Below are 21,031 nucleotides of genomic sequence, written 5' to 3'. Positions count from 1 at the left end.
TGTTTAAAAAATATTTAGACCGTATCAATTGATATATGATTGAGGCGCATTGAATATTCACAAATAAAAAAGACACCTTATCGATAGGTGTTTTTTTGTTTGTGGCATTTGTGCTACCGTCAGAGCTTTTATACTCAAACATCTTGAATTTGCTCTGCTCATCCCCACTTTAATAACGAGCATCACCGAATCTATCTTCAATTTACTTGCTGGTAACGGATTATAAGAATTTTTATCAAATAATTATTTATAATACTTTTTATAATAAAACGATTACCTTCTAAACTTATAAATAAGGATTTACCATGACTGTCGCTGTTAAAGTTTATACGACGCCTATCTGCCCATATTGCTCAAACGCCAAACAACTCTTAAAAACTAAAGGCGTTGACTACGAAGAAATTGGCATGCACGATATGAGCCGCGAAGAGCGTCAAGAATTAATGAAAAAAACCAATAACTATCGCACTGTACCGCAAATTTTCGTCGGCGAGACCTTTGTCGGTGGTTTTGATGAGCTCAATCAAATGAACCAACAAGGCAAACTTGACGAGCTATTAGCAGGTTAATCTGCTACTTTTCGTTGCTGTCTGTCTTTGCCTGTGCAATGATAGACAGCGGCAAAGATAAAAGAGAGTAATAAAAACATCCAGATTTTGTCTCGATTTATATTACAATGAACTTTTATTAAAATGACAGTTTGTCCAACTACTTGATCAACTTTTAGAGGATTTATCATGGCTGAAGAACAAGCACAACCACAATTAGCGCTAGAGCGTATCTACGTAAAAGACATGTCACTTGAAGTCCCAGGCGCTAGTGTGTTCACCAAAGAGTGGAATCCTGAGCTTGATATCAATTTGTCTAGCAACGCTGAAAAACTGGATGACGATCATTATCAAGTCATCTTAACGGTGAGCGTTACAGCAAAAAATGCGGAAGAAGCGGCATTTATCGCTGAAGTGCATCAAGCAGGTATCTTCTTATTAAAAGACATCCCAGAAGACCAAATCGGTCAAATATTAGGTGCATACTGTCCTAATGTTTTGTTCCCGTATGCTCGTGAAGTCATCAGCGACATCGTAACGCGTGGTAGCTTCCCGCAGTTATTGCTAGCCCCTGTCAACTTTGATCAAGCTTACGCGCAAAGCCAGCAACAAGCACAAGTTGATGCTGAAGGTAATGCATAAGTTTTAAGCAAAAATGTGCTAGCTTTATTCGCAGTATATTTTGATAAAAAAGCCGTTTACTCATCACGAGTGAGCGGCTTTTTTGTGGATGCTGTTTAAGCGCTTACTCAAAAGAATCGTTAAGCAATGAGAGTTCTGTTTAGTAATATTGTAAGACATACAGTTAAAAGCATCAGACATAAAAAAACCCTGCTAATAAACAGGGTCTTCAATCGCGTCATCAATTATTCAAAATCGATGATTAACCTTTTAACGCTGACAAGATTTGTTGCTTAACATCATCGATGCCTTGCGTGCCATCAAACTTATCATAATTAGGGGCATCGGCACCTTCTTTGGCCTTGTCTTGATAAAAACCAACAAGCGCTGATGTTTGCTCATGATAAGTCGCTAGACGATCACGAATGGTAGATTCTTTATCATCTTCACGCTGGATTAGCGCTTCACCAGTCACATCATCGATACCATCGACCTTAGGTGGATTGTGATCAACGTGATAAACGCGACCTGAACCAGGATGTTGGCGACGACCAGATAAGCGCTTGACAATCTCGTCATCTGGCACGCTGATTTCGATTACATGATCGATAGCAACGTCAGCATCTGCAAGTGCTTGAGCCTGTGGAATCGTACGCGGAAAACCATCCAAAATACAACCATTGGCACAATCAGGCTTAGCGATACGTTCTTTCACTAGGTTAATAATGAGGTCATCAGAAACCAAACCACCAGCATTCATGATGTCTTTGGCTTTTTTGCCAAGCTCGCTGCCTTCTTTGATCGCTGCACGCAGCATATCGCCAGTTGAGATCTGCGGGATATCATATTCTTTAGAAATAAACTGGGCTTGGGTACCTTTACCGGCGCCTGGTGGACCTAGCAAAATAATACGCATCATTACACGATTCTCCTTAATAGATAGGATTTTGGGACTAATAAAACTCAGGGATTGGTTGTTTGCCAAGCTACCTTACCTTGTGGCTTGGCAAAGCTCAAGTATTTTCATTATTTGCAGTGATAAGTTGTCATGACTTATCTGTTCATATAATGCTGTTGCGCGCTGCTGTATCGGACAACAGCGCTTACGTCAGAGGTGCTGACAACAACAGATATAAATACTATGGAATTTGTTGATTGATTTCAACATTGACCTGATTTTGTTCCGCACTAATCACCACTGGATTACCTGACAAATCCCCTGACTCTGCACTGGCAGTGCCACTATGGCTGATACGAGCGATGACAGCCAACTGAACTTTATCCGCTCTCGCCGATTTCAAAGTACGTTCAGGCATCATGGCATCCAAATCGCTTAGGCTAATGCTGGCTTCACCTTGCTTGATAACATTGATCGGCAAACGTTTGGCAGCAAATGGTGGTCCACCATTGACATCACGTATGGCGACAAACAACACATCGTCGGCTTTAACTAACGGCAGCAGGCTAGCATTAATCGTAACAGTCACTTCAACACCTTCAGAGGCTTGCTGTTGCTGAGCGGTGACATTAGCACTTAGCTCATCTAGACTCGCCAATGCTTTGGTATGATCACCAGGTTTAGCCGCAATACTGTCACGTAGACGCTTAATCCAGCCTTGTGCTTGATCGAAATTACTACTCCGTGCCTCACCCATTGCCATGAGCATTTGCGCGCCCTCATGCTCTGGATTTTTAGCCAACACGTCTTGTAGCACTCGGCGACTATTAGCGTCTAATTGGCCTTTATTGGCAAAGAAGCTAATCTGTGCATAGGTGGTTGCAATCTCTTCATTGTCTGGTGACAAACGATAAGCACGCGATAAGGCTTCAATTGCGGAGTCAGTGGCTTCTAATGATAAGAATAATTCTGATAAACGCATCCAGCGATCTGGATCATCAGCGTGACGATAGACATTGGTTTGCATGGCACTAATCAGCTGTTGACCATCTTCAATCGCCCAAGCAGGCGGCTGATCAATCTTACCCGTTAATAAGTCATCAGCCACTTGACCCACTTTGTCTTCAGCTGCCCAAAGCTCGAACACAGGCGTACGATCGCCGACCATCAAATACGCCATCGCTGCCAAGACAGGCACCCAGACAGTAATGATCAATCGGCTTTTGATACCAGGAGCGACCATCGGTGTGACTTCACGCTGAGCATCCAATAACTGGCGTTCAAGCTCCAGTTTTTGGTTCTGGTAATGGCTGTCATCGATAGTGCCATTGTCTTTATCTGTTTTTAGTTCTGCTAGACGCTCACGGAACACAGCAACGTTGATATCCAACAACTGATTGTCCAGAGGCTTTTCTGGCGAGCGTGATGCTCGCAGCCAAGGCATGATAGTGATAACAGCGAGTATTAAGGCGATGAGTAAGCTTAGAGCAATAAATAAGCCCACAGTAGAGAATATGGTCATTTTTTGTCCTTGAGGCTTGTAATATCATGGTCGTTTTTGTCATCGCTCGAAGCACGTGATAACAGACGATCAATCTCGGCTTTTTCGGCAGCAGATAGAGCAGCAGCCGTACTATTGACCGTTACCCCGCTTTCACCACTAGCGACAAGCTGACGTCGTTTGCTTTGCCAGAACCAGCCTATGAGTAAACTGATGAGTAATAGTGGCGGAAAAAACCACAAAATCCACGTTGATGGACGGACAGGCGGCTTATAAGTGATGAAATCGCCATAACGTTCCTGCATATAAGCACGAATCTCGCCATCACTACGACCGTCTTTTATCAAATCATAGGTTTTTTGCTTTAGATCTTGAGCAATGGGCGCATCCGATCCTGCAAGATTTTGGTTTTGACATTTTGGGCAACGCAGCTCTTCGATGAGACCACGATATTGGGCTTCTTGCTGCACAGAATCAAAGTCATAAACCTCAATAGCAGCATAGCTTGCCATACTTATTAGACAAGCTATTAATAGGCTCGCGACTTTTAACGTAACGGCTGTTATTTTATTGGCTATCATTTACACGCCTCCGCAACCTGAATCGGATCTGGACTGACGTCATTATTATTGGCTTCATTGAGCACCATCAAGCAGGGCGTGATACGGCTTTGCCAGTTGCTTTCATTGATCTCACCAATGATGTGTTGACGAATAATACCATTACCATCGACTACGAAAGTCTCAGGCGCACCCGTCAAACCTAAGTCCAAAGCAAACTGACCAGATAAATCCTGAATAGACATCGAGAACGGATCGCCACCTCGGTTTAAGTAGCCTAGGGCATCGCCAATATCATCTTTATAGTTGACCCCGACCAGATTGACACCGCGCTCCTCTAGTTGCATAAGAAAAGGATGCTCAATAATACAAGTTGGGCACCAAGAGCCCCAAATGTTCATCAAAAAGGGCTTATCAGGCAGATTCTCATTGGTCATGATACGACTGGTATCTGATAATAAAGGCAGCTCAAAAGCGGGAACTGGGCGCTCAAGTGCCGTATTGGTAACGATATCCGTCGGCTTACCCAAACGCAGATATAGCATGATAATTAAGCCAATGAAAACGATCAGTGGAATCAAAAACCATAGCTTAAGTTGCTTTTTGTTCATGGTTTTCGTGCCACCTACCTTTTCTTGCTTTGCATTTTGCTCAGGGGATTGCTTTGATGTGCTCATATTAATTATCCCCTGTCTTTAATACTGACTCATCCAAATCGGCGACGGTGGTAAAACCTGCTTTATTCGCCGCAATTTGTGCAGGTGTCTTGGTTTTCTTAATACGATAGCGATGATCAAGAATACTCAATACTGCACCAAACGCCATAATCAGAGCGCCTAGCCATATCCAGCGGATAAGCGGTTTCACATAAATACGTACTGCCCATTCGTTGCTATCTTCGGCGATAGGTTCGCCCAGTGCCACGTAAACATCACGCATGAGGCTAGCATCAATCGCGGCTTCTGTGACTGGCATCATACTAATGATGTAATTACGTTTTTCAGGATACAGCGTAGTCACAGCACGGCCATCTTTGCTGATTTCAACCTCAGCTTGGGTGGCATCAAAGTTACTGCCTTTGACTTCACGAAAGCCTTTAACGGTAAAGTCATAGCCTTGGACATGAACACTATCGTTTGGTCCAAGCGCGACATCACGTTCAATACTTAACGTACTGGTAAATGCGACGCCGATGACGGCAATAATGACACCGATATGAGCGGTCTGTTGACCCCAATAGCTCAGACGTAACTGGCTTAACCCTTTAACAAAATTGGGTGCGTTTTTGGTTTTGTCTTTGAAATCAACCACCATCCATAGCAGTACCCAAAAACTGACCGCCAAGGTAACGCCAATATTAAGCATCGCAGACGGGCTCACAAAATACGTGATAACTGCCGCAAGCACTAAACTACTGGCTGCAATGACCATACCAGCGCCCAATAGCGGACGGCTGTCTTTTTTCCAGCGAATGTTCGAGCCCATACCCATTGCCACTAAGATCAGCCACGTTAGCGGTACAAATAGCGCATTAAAGTAAGGAGGGCCGACAGACACCTGACCTAAATTAAAGGAGTCAGCAATGATAGGATAGAGCGTGCCGAGTAGTACGACCAAAGTCGAAATCAAAATAATAACGTTGTTAATGACTAAAAATGACTCGCGTGAGATCAGTTGATACTGACTTTCGACCGTTAAACGCCAACCACGTACCGCAAACATCAACAAGCCACCACCGATGATCACACCGAGAATGACTAGAATGACCAGACCACGCGTTGGGTCAGCGGCAAACGAATGCACCGAGGTAATAACGCCAGAACGCACGAGAAAGGTGCCCAATAGACTGAGTGCGAAAGCAAAAATTGCCAGCATAATCGTCCATGCTTTAAAGACACCACGTTTTTCTGTAACGGCAAGCGAATGTAACAGCGCAGTACCAGCCAGCCATGGCATCAATGAAGCGTTCTCTACTGGATCCCAGAACCACCAACCACCCCAGCCAAGCTCGTAATAGGCCCACCATGAGCCAAGCGCAATACCAACGGTCAAAAAGCCCCAAGCCGCCAATGCCCACGGACGCGACCAGCGTGTCCACACTGCATCTAAACGACCTTCCCACAATGCCGCCATACAAAAGGCAAACGGCACGACCAAACCCACATAGCCCATATACAGCATCGGTGGATGAATAATCAAACCGAAATCTTGTAGCACAGGATTTAGATCCGCACCATCAACAGGTAAGTTTGGCAATGTACGATCAAATGGCGACGAGGTAAAAATCAGCATCGCTAGCATCATCATCTGCACGCCGGCCAAAATTACTAACACTCGCGCACGCATAGACAGTGGCAAACCACGGCTAAAGTAAGAGACCAGCGCACACCAAGTAGCCATGATGGTCATCCAAAGCAGCAATGAACCCTCATGACCACCCCAAGTTGCCGACAGCTTATAATACCAAGGCAACAGCGTATTAGAATGCTGAGTGACATAGACGAGGCTGAAGTCATTGTAATAAAAGCCTGCCATCAGCGCGGCAAATGATGTGATCATGGCAGCAAATTGTGCCCACGCCAGACTTGGTGCCAAACGCTGCCACGCAACGTGGTCACGCATGATACCGACGGTTGGTAATACCACCTGCAAAATCGCCAATATAAAGGCGGCTAGCAAGGCAAAATAACCCAATTCTGTGATTAACATACGGTCTAACCTTGTTTACCTTAATACGGTCATTGTTTATTTTAGGGATTGGTTTTTTAGGATATTCGAAAGTATCCAGTAATCGTTACTACGAGTATTTATACTGCTGGTCTTTATTAGTATTATTTATTATAAAAGCGCCATTAGCCATTGCAGCTGAGGGCGCTTACAGCAAGGTACATTAGCGTCAACTTGTCACGTTTCTGTATCCACTCTGTATGCGATGTGTATAAAGACATAAAAAATGCGTCATTACTGAATTGCAGGAAAAAACACTAAGACCAGATGCAACCAGCCGGCTAAAAACCCTGTCAAACCACCCAACACGATTAAGGTCATCTCATCTTCACGAAAAGCGGGACGTAATAAGTTCTGAAACTCATCTGGCGTCAGCGCGCGAATACGGTCACGAAACAGCCCAAATATTTTACTGGCACGGCTTTCATTGAGCTCAGGATCTCGCAATGGCACCATTGTCGCAACAATCGACTTATCAATGATAGTATTTTTTAGCTGTCCATATTCGCGGCGACCCAAGCCTAGGCGCAGTGTCGTACTAATCACTGGCGACTCTAGCACTTTATATAAATGCGACTTCATCAACTCACGCGTTTGCGCAGCACGGTCGCCATACATCATCTCATTCATGATGTTCTCAAGCGTCACCAAATCTTTTACGACAATTTCAGCAAAAACCTCAGAAACTTCCTCTTGGCGTTTCATAAAACCGCCTTGCAAACGGTACTGGGCGATATGTGGTAATTGCAGTCTAATAAAGGGAAAGCGACTTTGGACAGCAAAAAACTTCACATAAGGAATAAATCGCGGCTCTACAGGATTAAATACCATCCAAATAGCAATCCAATTGGTAAGAAAGCCCCAAATCGCGGCAAAAAACGGCACTGTCCAATGCTGCGGCACCACCAAAAATATAAACATTTGGATAATACCGAAGACCAAGCCAATCAAAGCACTGATATGCCAAATAAAATCGATCTCTTTTTGACCAACCTTCAAAAACATATTGACCATTAATCGACGATCACTTTCCATCGTGTTAACAATCATTTTGCGCATATCAACCAAGTCTTCGACGTTATGGGTCAAGTCAGTCACCAAAGACTGCATGATATTGGGCAGCTCTTGATGCGCTTGAGCATAGACACGGCGCTTCAACGCATAAGGGAGGTTACCCCACAGCGCTGGCGAATGGTCCAGCATAATTTCATCAATCAATGCTTCAAGGTTTTTGTCCACGGTATCCGTGATAAATACCGCCATCTGCTCAGGCTCCATCGCCTGAAAAAACTCATCAAGCGAACCAAGCTTTGATAGCGTTTGATCCACGATAACGCCTGATATCTTGCCAGCCTTTCGTGGGACGATACCTTGCCAGCCAATACCCGGCAACCCAAAAAACGGGAAGTTTGGAATACGAATACCCCGAAACTTAATCGGATAGAACAGCATTTTAAGCGCCATCCACACGTGTATCCATGTGACAAATGCGGTCACAGGCGGAATAGTCAGCATGGCAAAAAACTCTGGGTGTTCAGCTATTGTCTGCCACAATGAAGTTGCATCCATGACTTATCTTGCCCCTGACAGGTTAATTGTCGTCGCTAATTAAAAAGGATTAGCAAATTAGAACGCTTAACAAAAAGCCGCTCTGCCCATGATAATTATTATCAAATAAATCTCCTGATTTTAGCATACTTGCCATTCATTAGCACACGTCGAGCCTAGGTAAGTTGTGACTAGGGATGACACGTTTTACTATTACTTTCGATAGTAACAATATGAATATCATCTACAGGCGCTTTAGATAATAACGACCACAAAATAAATGGCGGTGTACTGCGGCGGCTCATTTGTTCTGTTATAATTTGTGATTGTATGACCGCACATCGCTGTATATAGATTGAGGGATTATTATTTCAACTCATATCAGTCCATGTAATTGAAATTCTTATTATTATCCTTTATGCTCGCCGCACTTTGGTGAACGACCCTGCCCTTTTACTCTCTTTTATTGACTCACTGACCGTTTGGGCTCTTACTTTCTATGAATAAACCGCTAACTCCCAATACTGAACAGGTCAATCGTGTTTTCACCAGTCGTATTATTATCCTTGGAATTCTGATATTCATTGGATTGAGCGGCTTGATCGTGCGTTATGGTTACCTGCAAGTCTATGCGCACGATAAGTATACGACGCAAGCAGACAATAACCGTATTAAGCTGATCTCTGCACCGCCCAGCCGCGGCTATATTTATGATCGCAATGGGATCATACTGGCAGACAACCAGCCCGTATTTACGGCCATGTTAAGCCCTGATGAAGTCGAAAATCCAGAGCGTACGCTAAATTTGCTTGCGCCTATTTTTGAGCTAACAGATGAGAATATTACCGATATTTTAGCGCGACTGAGTAAAAGCAAAAACGATCCTGTGACCATCAAAATTGACTTAACCGATGCCCAATTGGCGCAGTTTAGTGAGCGCAAACCCTTTTTTCGCGGTGTGACCATTCAAAGTAAGCTGACACGTTCATACCCTTATGACGAGCTATTTGCACACGTCATCGGCTATGTTGGGCGTATCAATGATAAAGAAACCAAACGCATTGACAAAGATCGCTACGCTGGCACTGACCTTATCGGTAAAATCGGTATCGAAGATTATTACGAGGATATATTGCTAGGGCAACCGGGTTATCAGTCGGTAGAAACCGATGCTCTTGGCAATATTTTGCGTCAATTAGACACTAAACCACCCGTAGCTGGTAATGACATTACGCTGAGCTTAGATTATGGCTTACAGCAAGTCGCCCAGCAGCAGCTAGACGGTCGTCGCGGCGCTATCGTGGCAATCGATCCAAAAAATGGCGATGTATTGGCGTTTGTCAGTAATCCAAGCTATGACCCCAACCCTTTTATCTCAGGCATCTCCTTTAAGGATTATGGCAATCTGCGTGAAGATCTGGATCAGCCGCTCTATAATCGTGCGCTACAAGGGATGTATCCTCCTGCCTCCACTATTAAGCCTTTTGAAGGCTTAGGCGGCATTCATTATGGGCTGCGTAATTGGGAAACCACTATCTATGATCCCGGTTATTTTAGCTTACCGGGAGACTCACATCGATTCCGTGACTGGAAGCGCGGTGGTCACGGGTCAGTAGATCTTAAAAAATCAATTATGATGTCGGTGGATACCTATTATTATAAATTGGCCTATGAGATGGGCATCCAGCGCCTACACGATTGGATGACACGCTTTGGATTTGGTGAGCCGACAGGCATTGATTTGCCCAATGAAAAATCAGGAATTATGCCATCACCGAAATGGAAAAAAGACACCTATGGTAAAGGCTGGTTGCCGGGTGAAACCATCTCAGTCAGTATCGGGCAGGGTTATTTCTTAGCCACACCATTACAGATTGCCAATGCAACCGCCATGACAGCGAACAAAGGCTATCACATTACTCCGCATCTACTAAAAAGTAGCGATGGTGCAGCACAAGTTAACGTAATCACTAAACCAGATGGTAAAATTGACTACAATGGCAAACCCTCTGACTGGTTACGTATGCATGATGCGATGGAAGATACAGTCAAAAGGGGGACTGGACATGGGATTTATACGCCGCGCTATCGTATTGCGGGCAAAACAGGTACTGCGCAAGTCAAGTCCATTGCGCAAGGCAAACGTTATGATAAATCTGCCATAGACAAACGTCACTGGGATCATGCTTGGTTCAATGGTTTTGCACCCGTAGAAAATCCTGAGATTGCACTTGCCGTATTGGTCGAAAATGGCGGTGGCGGTAGTAAAGTCGCTGCACCGATAGGTCGCGCACTATTTGACTACTGGATATTACAGCGCAAAAACGACCCTATCTTGCCACCAACGGCTGATCAACTAAAAGTCATCAAACGCCAAAAAGCTTTTGAAAAATTGATGCGTGATGCCCAGCGTGAAAAAGAAGAAAAAGCGCTAGAAGAAAAGGCAGAGGCGGAAGCAGCTACGGCCACTACGACCTCTGAGTAAAAATACGCTAAACGAGATACGGTACATATAAATATTATGAAAAAATCTATAAGCAGCCGCGAGCATAGGAACAATCATAAGAGCAAAAATATAGCTGCGGGCGACGTGCGGATCATTGGTGGTCAGTTTAAACGCCGTGTTGTACGGTTTATCGACACAGAGGGTCTACGTCCGACCCCAGATCGCTTGCGAGAGACGCTGTTTAGCTGGCTACTTCCTGATATTCATGGCGCTTATGTGCTTGATAGCTGTGCCGGTAGCGGTGTCTTAGGTTTTGAAGCATTGTCTCGTGGTGCCGCGCATACCACCTTTATCGAAATAAATCCTGCGCAAAGTAATATGCTACGTCAAAGTGCTGAACAGTTGCATCTGAGCACTGATACCCATCAAATTATCCAAGGCACTGCAGAGAGAGTATTGATGCAAGAGCAGATTGTTCCGCGCCCTTTCAATATTGTATTCATCGATCCACCGTATGCTCAAGATCTGTGGCAACCTATTTTAATGGCATTGATTACCCAGTCATTAATTGATAGTGAAACCCTGATTTATCTAGAAGCGGATAAAGATTTAGAGAGCCAATTGAAGCAACTGGAAGAGACGCTTAATAAAAATCCAGATATCCAATCAGGTACTATTCAGCAAATAATCCGCTTTGAATGTGTCAAACAGACCAAGGTTGGACAAGTTGTTGCTGGACTTTATCGTTTATCATCGTCATAATTGTCGGGTTAATGCCTGCCATTAACAAATTTTACAAATGTTTAGAACCGCTAAAAACTGGCCAACGCTGCAGTTTAATGTATATAAGGCGAAAATAAACCCCAATGCAGCTTGCAAGCGTAGGCACTACTGCTTATAATGTGCAGTCTGTTTTTTGAGAGCCCCGTTCCCAGCTAAACTCTCAACGAATTCTAATTTTAAGGTTTTATCATGAAAACACTTAGTGCAAAACCAGCTGAAGTGACCCATGACTGGTATGTCGTAGATGCTGACGGCAAAACCCTTGGTCGCTTAGCCACTCAAATCGCTAGTCGCTTACGTGGCAAGCACAAGCCTTCTTTTACGCCGCACGTTGACACTGGTGACTTCATTGTTGTCATCAATGCTGATAAAATCACGGTAACGGGTAAAAAAGCGCAAGATAAAAAATACTATCGTCACAGTGGCTACCCAGGTGGTATCAAGGAAACCAACTTCAGTAAGTTGCTTGCACATAAGCCTGAAGATGTTCTACACAAAGCAGTTAAGGGTATGCTTCCAAAGGGCCCTCTTGGCTATGCGATGATCAAGAAGCTGAAGCTATATGCGGGTACTGAACATCCACATACTGCACAGCAACCTAAAGAACTAGACATCTAAGGATATACTTATGGAACGCAATTACGGAACTGGTCGCCGCAAGACGTCTACTGCTCGTGTCTTTTTAGCTAAAGGTACTGGTAGCATCGTTGTTAACGGTAAGCCACTTGATGAGTATTTTAGCCGTGAAACTTCACGTATGGTTGTTCGTCAGCCTCTAGAATTACTTGACTCACCTACTGCTTATGACCTTTACATCACTGTAAAAGGTGGCGGTATTAGTGGTCAAGCTGGCGCAATCCGTCACGGCATCACGCGTGCATTGATTGAGCTAAACGAAGCCAACAAACCTGCACTAAAAGCAGCTGGCTTTGTTACTCGTGACTCACGTCAAGTTGAACGTAAGAAATTGGGTCTACGTAAAGCACGTAAACGTCCACAATTCTCGAAACGTTAATCAAAGCTATCTCTTATCTTTTTGCGGCTGTTGTCTTTATCTCAGAGCGACAGTCACAATTTTAAAGAAAAGAGTAGATTTGCAAAACCTTATAAGCTGTCCGCAGCTTATAAGGTTTTTTTATGGCTGATGACTTTTGCATTTGCTCGTGATTTTGTGCGTAAATCACCTTGCAAAGCAATGCTGACTACCCCATCATGATGATAACTTTTCATTATTAGTAACAATTTTATGAAAGCGCCTGAACAATACGACCCCAGCAAACCACCTACCAAAAGCAGCCTACCACCGTCAAGTACGCAGCAGCCTGCTAAGTCCCCAGCGATACCTGCTGGCATGCCAACGATTACCCAAAATCATAAGCGCACAGCACCCATCGAAAAAAAGCCTTTTCAATGGCAGTTTTTGTTGCCTAAATATTGGGGCATTTGGCTATTGGCAGCAATGATCTTACCCATCATATATTTGCCACTACGTTGGCAGTTTTGGCTGGGACGTCAGCTGGGCATATTTATCTATAAAGTAGCAGGCTCACGTCGGCGTGATACGCTTATCAATTTGAAACTGGCTTTTCCAGAAAAGCCAGACGTCGAGCGCGAATTGATGGCAAAACAGGTCTTTGTCAATCAAGGCATTGGTGTGTTTGAAACCTTATGTGCTTGGTATCGTCCAAATGTTTTTACTCGTACCGTTTCAATTTCGGGATTACAGCACGTTGTCAATGCACAGAATGAGGGTCGTCCTGTTATTTTACTGGGCGCTCATTATACGATGCTTGATCTGGGCGGCATGCTCTGTACGCAGTTTTTTCCGATGGATGGGATGTATCGACCGCAGAATAACGCGCTACTTGATTGGTTTGTTTATAATGGTCGTGCCAGTATTCTTAGCAAGCAAATAGCCAGTCGTGACATGCGCAGTTTTGTTGAGTCAATTAAAGCTGGTCACGTGATTTGGTACTCACCTGACCAAGATTATGGTCTAAAACAAGGCGTCATGGCACCATTCTTTGGTGTGCCAGCAGCGACTATTACAGCATCACGGCGCATGGCAAAATTAGGCGACAAGGCACATCCACCCGCATTAATGGCGCTGCATACTTACCGGCAGACACCAGACAGTTTACCTAAAGGCAAACGCCCGCACTATCATCTAACGATTACCCCAGAAATTCAAAACTATCCAAGTAACGATGAATTGGCTGATGCGATGCGAGTCAATGAGTTGCTAGAGGGGTTGATTCGTATTGATCCCACTCAGTGGATGTGGTTCCATCGTCGTTTCAAAAATGGTCCTGATGGTCGTACTGATATCTATAAGTAAGCGTGTATTGCTACGAAAAATCGCCAGAAAATTTGCTATACTTTGCAGCTTATATTTTTTATATTACCTGCATATAAATAACAATGAATTTATAATAAATTGAAAAACGAAACTTTTATAAATAAAACCTTGATGAACCACATAATGGATTTACCATGAATAATACTCATATTTCTGATAACCAAAGTTCTGACAACCAAGCTCCTGATCACTCAACGCAAGCCAAGCGCATTTTGACGGGCATCAAACCGACGGGTACCTTGCATTTAGGAAATTACGTTGGCGCGATTCGTCCAGCCATTCAGTCTATCCAAAACAGTGATGACGAAGCATTCTTTTTTTTAGCAGATTACCATGGCATTATCGGCTGTTATGATCCTGCTATTATTCACGAATCGACTAAAGCCATTGCAGCGACTTGGCTTGCCTGTGGTCTTGATCCTGAGCGCGTCACTTTTTACCGTCAATCAGATGTGCCGGAAATACCAGAGCTTGCTTGGATTTTAAACTGCTCATGTGCCAAAGGTTTAATGAATCGTGCTCATGCTTATAAAGCAGCTGTTGATACTAATATGAAAAAAGAAGACGTCGATCCTGATCAAGGTATTAATATGGGATTATTTGGCTACCCTGTACTCATGGCAGCAGACATCTTGATGTTTAATGCCACACATGTACCTGTCGGTCGCGACCAAATTCAGCATGTCGAAATGGCACGTGATATTGCTGGTACCTTTAACCATCGCTATAAAACGCTCTTTACCTTACCATCTGCCGTTGTAGATGACGATATCCCATTACTAACGGGTTTGGATGGTCGCAAAATGAGCAAGAGCTATGGCAATACCATTCCGCTATTTGGTGATGGTAATCCACAAGTCAGCGCCGAAAAACAGATACATAAAGCCATCATGAAAATTGTGACCAACTCACAACTGCCTTCCGAGCCAAAAGACCCTGATGACTCTGCTATTTTTGAGATTTATAAAGCCTTTGCTACTCCTACAGAAATTGCTGATATGCGCGCGCAGTTTGCCGCTGGTATCGGCTGGGGCGATGCCAAACAAGCCCTGTTTGAGAAAATAAATACGGAAATAGCACCCTTCCGCGTGCGTTATGAGCATCTTATGGCTAACCCAAAAGAGCTAGAAGAAATCTTACAAATGGGTGCAGAAAAAGCCCGTCGTCATAGCCGTAAGCAATTAGATAAGACTCGTCGTGCCATTGGTATCCGTCCACTTGCCAAACTTAAATAATCATTTGATTATGTTAACCAAGATGGATGCTAAGCGTGCAGACTGAGCTAAAGAATGAACAAGCGGCTTTACCAAAAGCCGCTCTTCCTCTAACTGTACCTCAAGCCTCTGATTCTTTAGATATTAAGCGCGCGCACGACGGCTCAGCTATCAATGATATGTCTTTACGCATTTACCAGACATCCGTACAACATCTACCAGAAGATCTCTATGTGCCGCCGCAAGCCTTTGCCATTTGGCTTGAGCAGTTTGCCGGACCATTAGATTTCTTGCTATATTTGGTCAAAAAAAATAATGTTGATCTGACCCAAATGCCGATACTACCCATAACGGAGCAGTATTTGGCTTACATCAGCGAATTAGATACCGAGCATTTTGAATTGGCAGGCGATTATCTGTTGATGGCGTCCACGTTGATTGCCATTAAAACCGAGCTGTTGCTGCCCAAGCCTGAAACTCCGAGCGATGAGCGTGATCCAAAAGCAGAACTGATTGAGCGCCTTGAAGAATATGCGCAAATCAAAGTAGCCAGTCAACGCTTAGATAATCTGGTGCGTCTTGAGCGTGATGTGTTTTTAGCCATGGTCAGTATGCCCGGTCAAGAAGTCATGAATGCGGAATTACCTAGCTATTCGCCAAACCTTTTGATTGACAGCTTATTTAAAATGCAACTGCAGCCCGATTATCAAATACATACCATTAAAGTCGACGCTGTTCCCCTTGCTGATCGTATTGCCAGTATTAGCCGACAGCTCAGTACGGATGGTGAGCACTCTTTTTATGAGCTACTAGATAAAACACAAGGTAAAATAGGTGTGGTTGTCAGCTTCGTCGCCATACTAGAGCTGATAAAACGACAGTTGGTTGGTATCGTAAATACTGAGTTAGAAAGTCACCCTACCACTGACAATAATGATGCTGAAGACCGTCATACTAAACCCTTAACGTTACAGTGGTTGGCATAGTTATTATCGACCTGTATATTCCTATAAATATCGATACACATTATCATTTAAAAAGAGTCGCTTTCTAATGACAGATACTGACAATACCAAGCAAGATTATGACAAACCACCCTCATTATCTAGCGCTTTACTGTCATTGACCGATGAGCAGCGACAGCATCTAGAAGACTTAAGCAAGCATATCGAAGTGCTATTACATGCGTCCGAAGCGCCCCTCACCGCCACTGTCTTAAGAAAACACCTGTCTTTAACGGCTAAAGAGCTAACACAGGCTTTGGCGCTACTAAGACAGCGCTTGGATATGGGCGTACTAAGCTTGCACGAAACTGCCAGCGGTTATCGACTGCAAATCGCGAATAACTATAGTGCCTTAATTCAACGCGTCTTCCCGCAGCGCCAAGAACGCTTGAGCCAAGCCTTACTTGAGACGCTTAGTGTGATTGCTTATAAACAGCCAGTGACCCGTAGCGACATAGAGCACGTGCGCGGTGTGACGCTATCAAGCAATATACTGCGTCAACTATTTGATAAAGGCTGGATTGAAGAGAAAGGTTACAAAGAAACCTTGGGTCGCCCAGCATTGCTACATACCACGCCACAATTTTTAGATGCCTTTGGACTGAGTGAGTTGAGCGATTTACCACCGATGCCAGATATCAGCGCCATAAAAGCGATGTCTTAAGCCTTTAGAGCGTGAAGCCTTTAAAAATCATTAAGCATTTAAAACATGATATAGAAGAGATTTAGCATTATTCTCCAGAGAATCTTCATTCAAAAAAAAGACAGACCACATAGGATCTGTCTTTTTCATTTAATCAATAAAGTCTTTAATTGATTTTTAACAATTGGCTCTTGCCAACGGCCTATTATTGATTGATAACATCAACACCTTTTGGTGGCGTAAACTTAAACTGACCGCTACTGATGCTTGGGTTTAGTTTGATACTACTGAATTTAATAGAAGTGGTTTGACCAAGGCTGTCATTTAGCACCATCATTACGGGCTTCCCACCGCTAAAACTCATTGATAAGCTCTTAAAGCTGGCACTGTCTGATTTTGGATACAACACGTAGTAATTTTTATTGTCATATGGCTGGGTAATTTTGAAATTCTTGTCAATTTGGCTTGGGTCGCCTGATAACAGCAGTGCTGGCGTATTACCAACTTGGCTGTCAACGTTTTGCTTGGTCGCTTGCTCTAAATCCTTGTCATAAACCCACATGGAGTTACCATTAGCAACGATCAATTGCTGTGACGGCGACTTTGTTTCCCAGCGAAAATTATTTGGACGTTGTACACTCATCGTACCCGTAAAAGTACCACTGTTGGCACCTTTGGTCGTTTGGCTAAAGTTAGCCGTCATGCTTTTGGTATGTGTCAGCAGCTTGTTTAAACGTTTGGCAGCGGTCAAGTTATCAGCTGGTGCAGCAGTAGCTGATTGTGTCAACACCATCATCGGGGCTGCAATACCGAGCGATGTCATTAATACACCAGCTAAAGCACCGCTCATCATTTTTTGTTTTAAAGTTGTTTTGTTGGTTAATAAAGTCATTATAAATCCTCTCTAAAAATGCATAATCGCTTAAAAATTGTCGCTTAAAAATAAGACATCTTATTAAAATTTTTGTTTTCCATAAATGTTTATCTAACAACCATAAAACGGGTGCTCATAAACAATGACAACAGTGTGCCAGTTTTTTTATTACGCGCCTAGTCATGATTTGCAATCTTTACTACGGCTGCCATACACGCTTGTAACCAATACAGTTACACGGTAAAAGTTTGCATTTATAAGTGTTAGCTACAGTAATTAAGCTAATAGTGGCCTTAAAAATATCGCTCAAAAGAATTATTATTAATTTATATCACCCTACAAACGTAAAAAGCCCCTACTACCATAAGGCAGTAAGGGCTTTTTTAATTATCTGATCATTCTATTCAGTGAATAAAACGACCTAAATAGATAATTATGCGTTTTCAACCGTAACATAACGACGGTTAAATTTACCTTTGGTCGCAAACTTTACAACACCGTCATTCAGTGCAAATAAAGTATGGTCACGACCCATGCCAACGCCTTCGCCTGCGTGGAATTCTGTACCACGTTGACGAACGATGATGTTACCAGCTGTGATAGCTTGGCCACCAAAGATTTTTACGCCTAGCATTTTTGGGTTTGAATCACGACCGTTACGGCTCGAACCGGCAGCTTTTTTATGTGCCATGAGAAAATCTCCTTGTTAATTTGACTTATCGCTGATGCGATAACTCTTAAGCATTTAGTGCGCTATTTAGCAATAATTGCTAAGTGGATAATTAGGCATTAATCGCTTTGATTTTTAACAAGGTGTACCATTGGCGGTGACCTTGTTCTTTGTGATAATGCTTACGACGGTTGTGCTTGATGATACGGATTTTTTCGCCGCGACCATGCTCAACAACTTCAACTTCTACGCTAGCACCGTCAACAACAGGCTGACCGATTTTGACGTTATCGCCGTCAACAACCATCAACACATCTTCGAATTTAATTGTTGCGCCAGTTTCCGCTTTTAGTAGTTCAACTTTAAGCAACTCATCGACAACTACACGGTGCTGTTTACCACCAGTTTTGATTACTGCGTACATTGTATGACTCCGTTTAACCCGTGTGCCGTGGCTGATGTTATACCAACGCTTTTACGACGAACACGACAGGGAAAAATTAAAGGCAAGATTTTACGGCTTTTTGCTCATAAAAGCAAGCCGTCTATCTCACTTGTTTGACTGATTTTTGTAAGGCAGTTACACGAATAACCACCTCACTTTTTATTATATCTACTGCTGATTAGGAGCGCATCTAAGATGCTACTCCAACAAAAAAACACTATATAATAATAGCGGCTATTATAACTTATATAATCAGCGACTTACAGCCTTTTATACATCTCTTAAATGACCTTAAATACCGCCGATAAATGACCATTAACTCTAGTGGAATTTCAGCCAATTTTTACAGTTTTTATGTCAATTTCTATATATAGTAAATCTTATATGAAAGATAGGCGCGATGTTTTAGGCACGTTTTAACCCACAATCTAAAGGCATAGCTATGCTATTATAGAAAATAATGCCTTACCTATCTATAAAACTAAGGCTATAAAAAATTCTCTTTATTCTTATTAATATGACTATTTATTATGACCAGCATCCCTTCACATAAAACAGATTCAATGACTCAATCAACGCCTAATTATGCTGATATTCAAAGTATCGTGGCGGATGATTTTGAGATTATGGACAAGCAAGTATTCGGTAGTCTTAATTCCAAAGTTCAGCTGGTAATGAGCGTCTCACAGCATGTAATCAATGCTGGTGGTAAGCGCATGCGCCCGCTGATTACCTTGTTATGTGCACGCATGTTTGAGGACAAGCCCTCAGAAAAAGCCATGCATCTAGCCGCTATTACTGAAATGCTGCATACAGCGACCTTGGTTCATGATGATGTGATTGATGAGTCAGGACAGCGCCGTGGTAAGCCGACTGCTAATGCCACTTGGGATAATGCCACTGCGGTACTGGTCGGTGACTATCTGATAGCTCGTGCCTTTAATTTATTAGTTGGCTTCCAAAGCCTGCCACTGTTGCAAGTATTCTCAGATGGCACCTGCGATATCGCTGAAGGCGAAGTATTACAGCTCCAGCATCAGCATAACCCTGCCGCGACAGAAGAGGATTACTTGCGCATTATTGACGGTAAAACCTCGCGGCTGTTTATGATGGCCACTCAGGGCGCTGCAATTTTACAAGACAGAATAGAGTATATGCAGGCTTTAGGCGATTTTGGTCAACACTTTGGCAATGCTTTTCAAATTATCGATGATGTGCTCGACTATAGTGGTGATAGTGAGGTAATGGGCAAAAATTTAGGAGACGACCTCGCTGAAGGTAAGCCAACCCTACCAACCATCAAAGCGCTTGAGCTGCTAAAAGACAGCGACATCGAAGGCTATGAGCAGTTGCGTGTGGCTGTACAAACTGGAAAGACACCGAACGCTGAGCAGCTTATTGAGTTAGTACGCCGCTCAGGATCATTAGATTACTGTAAGCAACGCGCTTGGGAAGAAACCAAGCTGGCGCAACAATCACTGAGTACGCTACCTGACAATCGTTATCGCACAGGTTTATATCAATTGACTGAATTGGCTAGCGCACGCTTGCTGTAGTCAGTATGGTCATAACAGCTGTCAATACTTGCGGCTAGCAGCCATTAACTGTTGGTAAAGACCATTAATGAGTAATTGTGTTAATGGTCACAGTTAATAGTTGCTAAAGTTTTTGTTTTGTTGGCAAACTTTATTTATCATTAATTAAAGACCTTACAATCTATATGGTTATGCTATTTTCACAAAAGTTTACAATTATTTCTCATTGACCGTTGTATGACTGTACATTAGCTGTTAATGAAGATGGCGCTTGCCATGACAGCATTTCATGCATTCACAAAAGCTGATATTACGATTTCTAACCATAAATTCTGCGCTCAACTACTTGACTGTGGGGTTATCCCGATAGTTTATAATTACTCGTTAACTTTACTAATCAAGGTTGTGGTTTGGCTACAGCTTTGATGCTTAAGATTCTTACACCGATATTTGATACTTATATCGCTATTAGAGGTTCTAATAGTGATGTTTGGCTAAATTCATATTATTAAGAACAAATTTAGCCGAGAAAGTAAAGATCATTAGAATCAATACTCATTTTTATATTCAATACGCTTAGATTTATTCATAAACTTTTTATATAGTCAGTTCTTTTTAAATAAGATACAATCGTTTTAAAACAAGCGAAATGGCA

20 protein-coding genes are annotated in these 21,031 nt (G+C 43.0%); 11 read left to right on the top strand and 9 right to left on the bottom strand.

The annotated features are described in order from the left end of the window. Positions 1-305: 305 nt before the first annotated feature. Entirely contained in the window at positions 306-569 is a 264-nt protein-coding gene (grxC, locus tag I3252_RS11000; RefSeq protein WP_045446994.1) for a glutaredoxin 3, read from the top strand. 168 nt (positions 570-737) lie between these two features. Continuing rightward, positions 738-1,190 carry a protein-export chaperone SecB gene (secB, locus tag I3252_RS10995; protein WP_045446997.1) on the top strand — a complete coding sequence of 151 codons (453 nt, stop codon included), beginning with the start codon at positions 738-740 and terminating at the stop codon, positions 1,188-1,190. A 241-nt stretch (positions 1,191-1,431) separates the two neighbouring features. Here secB and adk read toward each other — a convergent pair whose 3' ends face one another. From adk to I3252_RS10965, 6 genes are all read right to left on the bottom strand, one after another. Next, complete coding sequence (gene adk, locus I3252_RS10990) at positions 1,432-2,088, bottom strand: adenylate kinase (protein WP_045451169.1); 657 nt, start codon at positions 2,086-2,088, stop codon at positions 1,432-1,434. A 220-nt stretch (positions 2,089-2,308) separates the two neighbouring features. Beyond that, complete coding sequence (gene ccmI / locus I3252_RS10985; RefSeq protein WP_238035216.1) at positions 2,309-3,589, bottom strand: c-type cytochrome biogenesis protein CcmI; 1,281 nt, start codon at positions 3,587-3,589, stop codon at positions 2,309-2,311. Further along, positions 3,586-4,149, bottom strand: a complete 564-nt coding sequence (locus tag I3252_RS10980) for a cytochrome c-type biogenesis protein (RefSeq protein WP_087815522.1) — start codon at positions 4,147-4,149, stop codon at positions 3,586-3,588. The genes ccmI and I3252_RS10980 overlap by 4 nt, the downstream gene beginning before the upstream one ends. Continuing rightward, a complete protein-coding gene (locus I3252_RS10975) occupies positions 4,146-4,805 on the bottom strand; it encodes a DsbE family thiol:disulfide interchange protein (protein WP_238035215.1) in 660 nt (219 codons plus the stop codon). Before I3252_RS10975 ends, I3252_RS10980 begins: the two co-directional genes overlap by 4 nt. A 1-nt stretch (position 4,806) precedes the next feature. Next, complete coding sequence (locus tag I3252_RS10970) at positions 4,807-6,837, bottom strand: heme lyase CcmF/NrfE family subunit (RefSeq protein WP_238035214.1); 2,031 nt, start codon at positions 6,835-6,837, stop codon at positions 4,807-4,809. Positions 6,838-7,089: 252 nt separating this feature from the next. Further along, on the bottom strand, positions 7,090-8,424 hold the full coding sequence (locus I3252_RS10965) for a hypothetical protein (protein ID WP_201560158.1): 1,335 nt from the start codon (positions 8,422-8,424) through the stop codon (positions 7,090-7,092). 478 nt (positions 8,425-8,902) lie between these two features. On the opposite strand from I3252_RS10965, the gene mrdA reads away from it, so the two are divergent. From mrdA to scpB, 8 genes are all read left to right on the top strand, one after another. Continuing rightward, complete coding sequence (mrdA, locus tag I3252_RS10960) at positions 8,903-10,888, top strand: penicillin-binding protein 2 (protein WP_238035213.1); 1,986 nt, start codon at positions 8,903-8,905, stop codon at positions 10,886-10,888. A gap of 36 nt (positions 10,889-10,924) precedes the next feature. Beyond that, positions 10,925-11,611, top strand: coding sequence for a 16S rRNA (guanine(966)-N(2))-methyltransferase RsmD (rsmD, locus tag I3252_RS10955; RefSeq protein WP_238035212.1), 687 nt, complete (start codon positions 10,925-10,927; stop codon positions 11,609-11,611). A gap of 210 nt (positions 11,612-11,821) precedes the next feature. Next, a complete protein-coding gene (rplM, locus tag I3252_RS10950) occupies positions 11,822-12,250 on the top strand; it encodes a 50S ribosomal protein L13 (protein ID WP_045447009.1) in 429 nt (142 codons plus the stop codon). A gap of 10 nt (positions 12,251-12,260) precedes the next feature. Further along, positions 12,261-12,647 carry a 30S ribosomal protein S9 gene (rpsI, locus tag I3252_RS10945; RefSeq protein ID WP_045451158.1) on the top strand — a complete coding sequence of 129 codons (387 nt, stop codon included), beginning with the start codon at positions 12,261-12,263 and terminating at the stop codon, positions 12,645-12,647. A gap of 231 nt (positions 12,648-12,878) precedes the next feature. Beyond that, entirely contained in the window at positions 12,879-13,970 is a 1,092-nt protein-coding gene (locus I3252_RS10940) for a lipid A biosynthesis acyltransferase (protein WP_238035211.1), read from the top strand. Between the two features lie 155 nt (positions 13,971-14,125). Beyond that, entirely contained in the window at positions 14,126-15,226 is a 1,101-nt protein-coding gene (locus I3252_RS10935; protein ID WP_238035210.1) for a tryptophan--tRNA ligase, read from the top strand. 158 nt (positions 15,227-15,384) lie between these two features. Continuing rightward, positions 15,385-16,191 carry a segregation/condensation protein A gene (locus I3252_RS10930; RefSeq protein ID WP_238035243.1) on the top strand — a complete coding sequence of 269 codons (807 nt, stop codon included), beginning with the start codon at positions 15,385-15,387 and terminating at the stop codon, positions 16,189-16,191. A gap of 130 nt (positions 16,192-16,321) precedes the next feature. Next, entirely contained in the window at positions 16,322-16,873 is a 552-nt protein-coding gene (gene scpB, locus I3252_RS10925; RefSeq protein WP_238035242.1) for an SMC-Scp complex subunit ScpB, read from the top strand. Between the two features lie 184 nt (positions 16,874-17,057). Here the strand turns inward: scpB and lolA are convergent, their stop codons facing one another. From lolA to rplU, 3 genes are all read right to left on the bottom strand, one after another. Next, positions 17,058-17,744 carry an outer membrane lipoprotein chaperone LolA gene (gene lolA / locus I3252_RS10920; protein ID WP_238035209.1) on the bottom strand — a complete coding sequence of 229 codons (687 nt, stop codon included), beginning with the start codon at positions 17,742-17,744 and terminating at the stop codon, positions 17,058-17,060. 415 nt (positions 17,745-18,159) lie between these two features. Then, on the bottom strand, positions 18,160-18,417 hold the full coding sequence (gene rpmA / locus I3252_RS10915) for a 50S ribosomal protein L27 (protein ID WP_021813611.1): 258 nt from the start codon (positions 18,415-18,417) through the stop codon (positions 18,160-18,162). A gap of 91 nt (positions 18,418-18,508) precedes the next feature. Then, entirely contained in the window at positions 18,509-18,820 is a 312-nt protein-coding gene (gene rplU / locus I3252_RS10910; RefSeq protein WP_238035208.1) for a 50S ribosomal protein L21, read from the bottom strand. A gap of 551 nt (positions 18,821-19,371) precedes the next feature. On the opposite strand from rplU, the gene I3252_RS10905 reads away from it, so the two are divergent. Continuing rightward, positions 19,372-20,397 carry a polyprenyl synthetase family protein gene (locus I3252_RS10905; RefSeq protein WP_238035207.1) on the top strand — a complete coding sequence of 342 codons (1,026 nt, stop codon included), beginning with the start codon at positions 19,372-19,374 and terminating at the stop codon, positions 20,395-20,397. Positions 20,398-21,031: the final 634 nt, after the last annotated feature.

Source organism: Psychrobacter sp. Ps4 (assembly GCF_022129285.1).
GTDB lineage: Bacteria > Pseudomonadota > Gammaproteobacteria > Pseudomonadales > Moraxellaceae > Psychrobacter > Psychrobacter immobilis_A.
The sequence above is the reverse complement of the archived record's forward strand: the minus strand, read 5'-3'. Positions and strand labels throughout refer to the sequence as shown.

What these genes read in the sequence shown, in the direction of transcription:
- grxC (WP_045446994.1), top strand. Translation starts at nt 306, where the DNA reads ATGACTGTCGCTGTTAAAGTTTATACGACGCCTATCTGCCCATATTGC.
- rplM (WP_045447009.1), top strand. Translation starts at nt 11,822, where the DNA reads ATGAAAACACTTAGTGCAAAACCAGCTGAAGTGACCCATGACTGGTAT.
- mrdA (WP_238035213.1), top strand. Translation starts at nt 8,903, where the DNA reads ATGAATAAACCGCTAACTCCCAATACTGAACAGGTCAATCGTGTTTTC.
- I3252_RS10980 (WP_087815522.1), bottom strand. Translation starts at nt 4,149, where the DNA reads ATGATAGCCAATAAAATAACAGCCGTTACGTTAAAAGTCGCGAGCCTA.
- I3252_RS10975 (WP_238035215.1), bottom strand. Translation starts at nt 4,805, where the DNA reads ATGAGCACATCAAAGCAATCCCCTGAGCAAAATGCAAAGCAAGAAAAG.
- lolA (WP_238035209.1), bottom strand. Translation starts at nt 17,744, where the DNA reads ATGACTTTATTAACCAACAAAACAACTTTAAAACAAAAAATGATGAGC.
- I3252_RS10970 (WP_238035214.1), bottom strand. Translation starts at nt 6,837, where the DNA reads ATGTTAATCACAGAATTGGGTTATTTTGCCTTGCTAGCCGCCTTTATA.
- I3252_RS10965 (WP_201560158.1), bottom strand. Translation starts at nt 8,424, where the DNA reads ATGGATGCAACTTCATTGTGGCAGACAATAGCTGAACACCCAGAGTTT.
- I3252_RS10930 (WP_238035243.1), top strand. Translation starts at nt 15,385, where the DNA reads ATGTCTTTACGCATTTACCAGACATCCGTACAACATCTACCAGAAGAT.
- rsmD (WP_238035212.1), top strand. Translation starts at nt 10,925, where the DNA reads ATGAAAAAATCTATAAGCAGCCGCGAGCATAGGAACAATCATAAGAGC.
- rpsI (WP_045451158.1), top strand. Translation starts at nt 12,261, where the DNA reads ATGGAACGCAATTACGGAACTGGTCGCCGCAAGACGTCTACTGCTCGT.
- adk (WP_045451169.1), bottom strand. Translation starts at nt 2,088, where the DNA reads ATGATGCGTATTATTTTGCTAGGTCCACCAGGCGCCGGTAAAGGTACC.
- secB (WP_045446997.1), top strand. Translation starts at nt 738, where the DNA reads ATGGCTGAAGAACAAGCACAACCACAATTAGCGCTAGAGCGTATCTAC.
- ccmI (WP_238035216.1), bottom strand. Translation starts at nt 3,589, where the DNA reads ATGACCATATTCTCTACTGTGGGCTTATTTATTGCTCTAAGCTTACTC.
- rplU (WP_238035208.1), bottom strand. Translation starts at nt 18,820, where the DNA reads ATGTACGCAGTAATCAAAACTGGTGGTAAACAGCACCGTGTAGTTGTC.
- I3252_RS10940 (WP_238035211.1), top strand. Translation starts at nt 12,879, where the DNA reads ATGAAAGCGCCTGAACAATACGACCCCAGCAAACCACCTACCAAAAGC.
- rpmA (WP_021813611.1), bottom strand. Translation starts at nt 18,417, where the DNA reads ATGGCACATAAAAAAGCTGCCGGTTCGAGCCGTAACGGTCGTGATTCA.
- I3252_RS10935 (WP_238035210.1), top strand. Translation starts at nt 14,126, where the DNA reads ATGAATAATACTCATATTTCTGATAACCAAAGTTCTGACAACCAAGCT.
- I3252_RS10905 (WP_238035207.1), top strand. Translation starts at nt 19,372, where the DNA reads ATGACCAGCATCCCTTCACATAAAACAGATTCAATGACTCAATCAACG.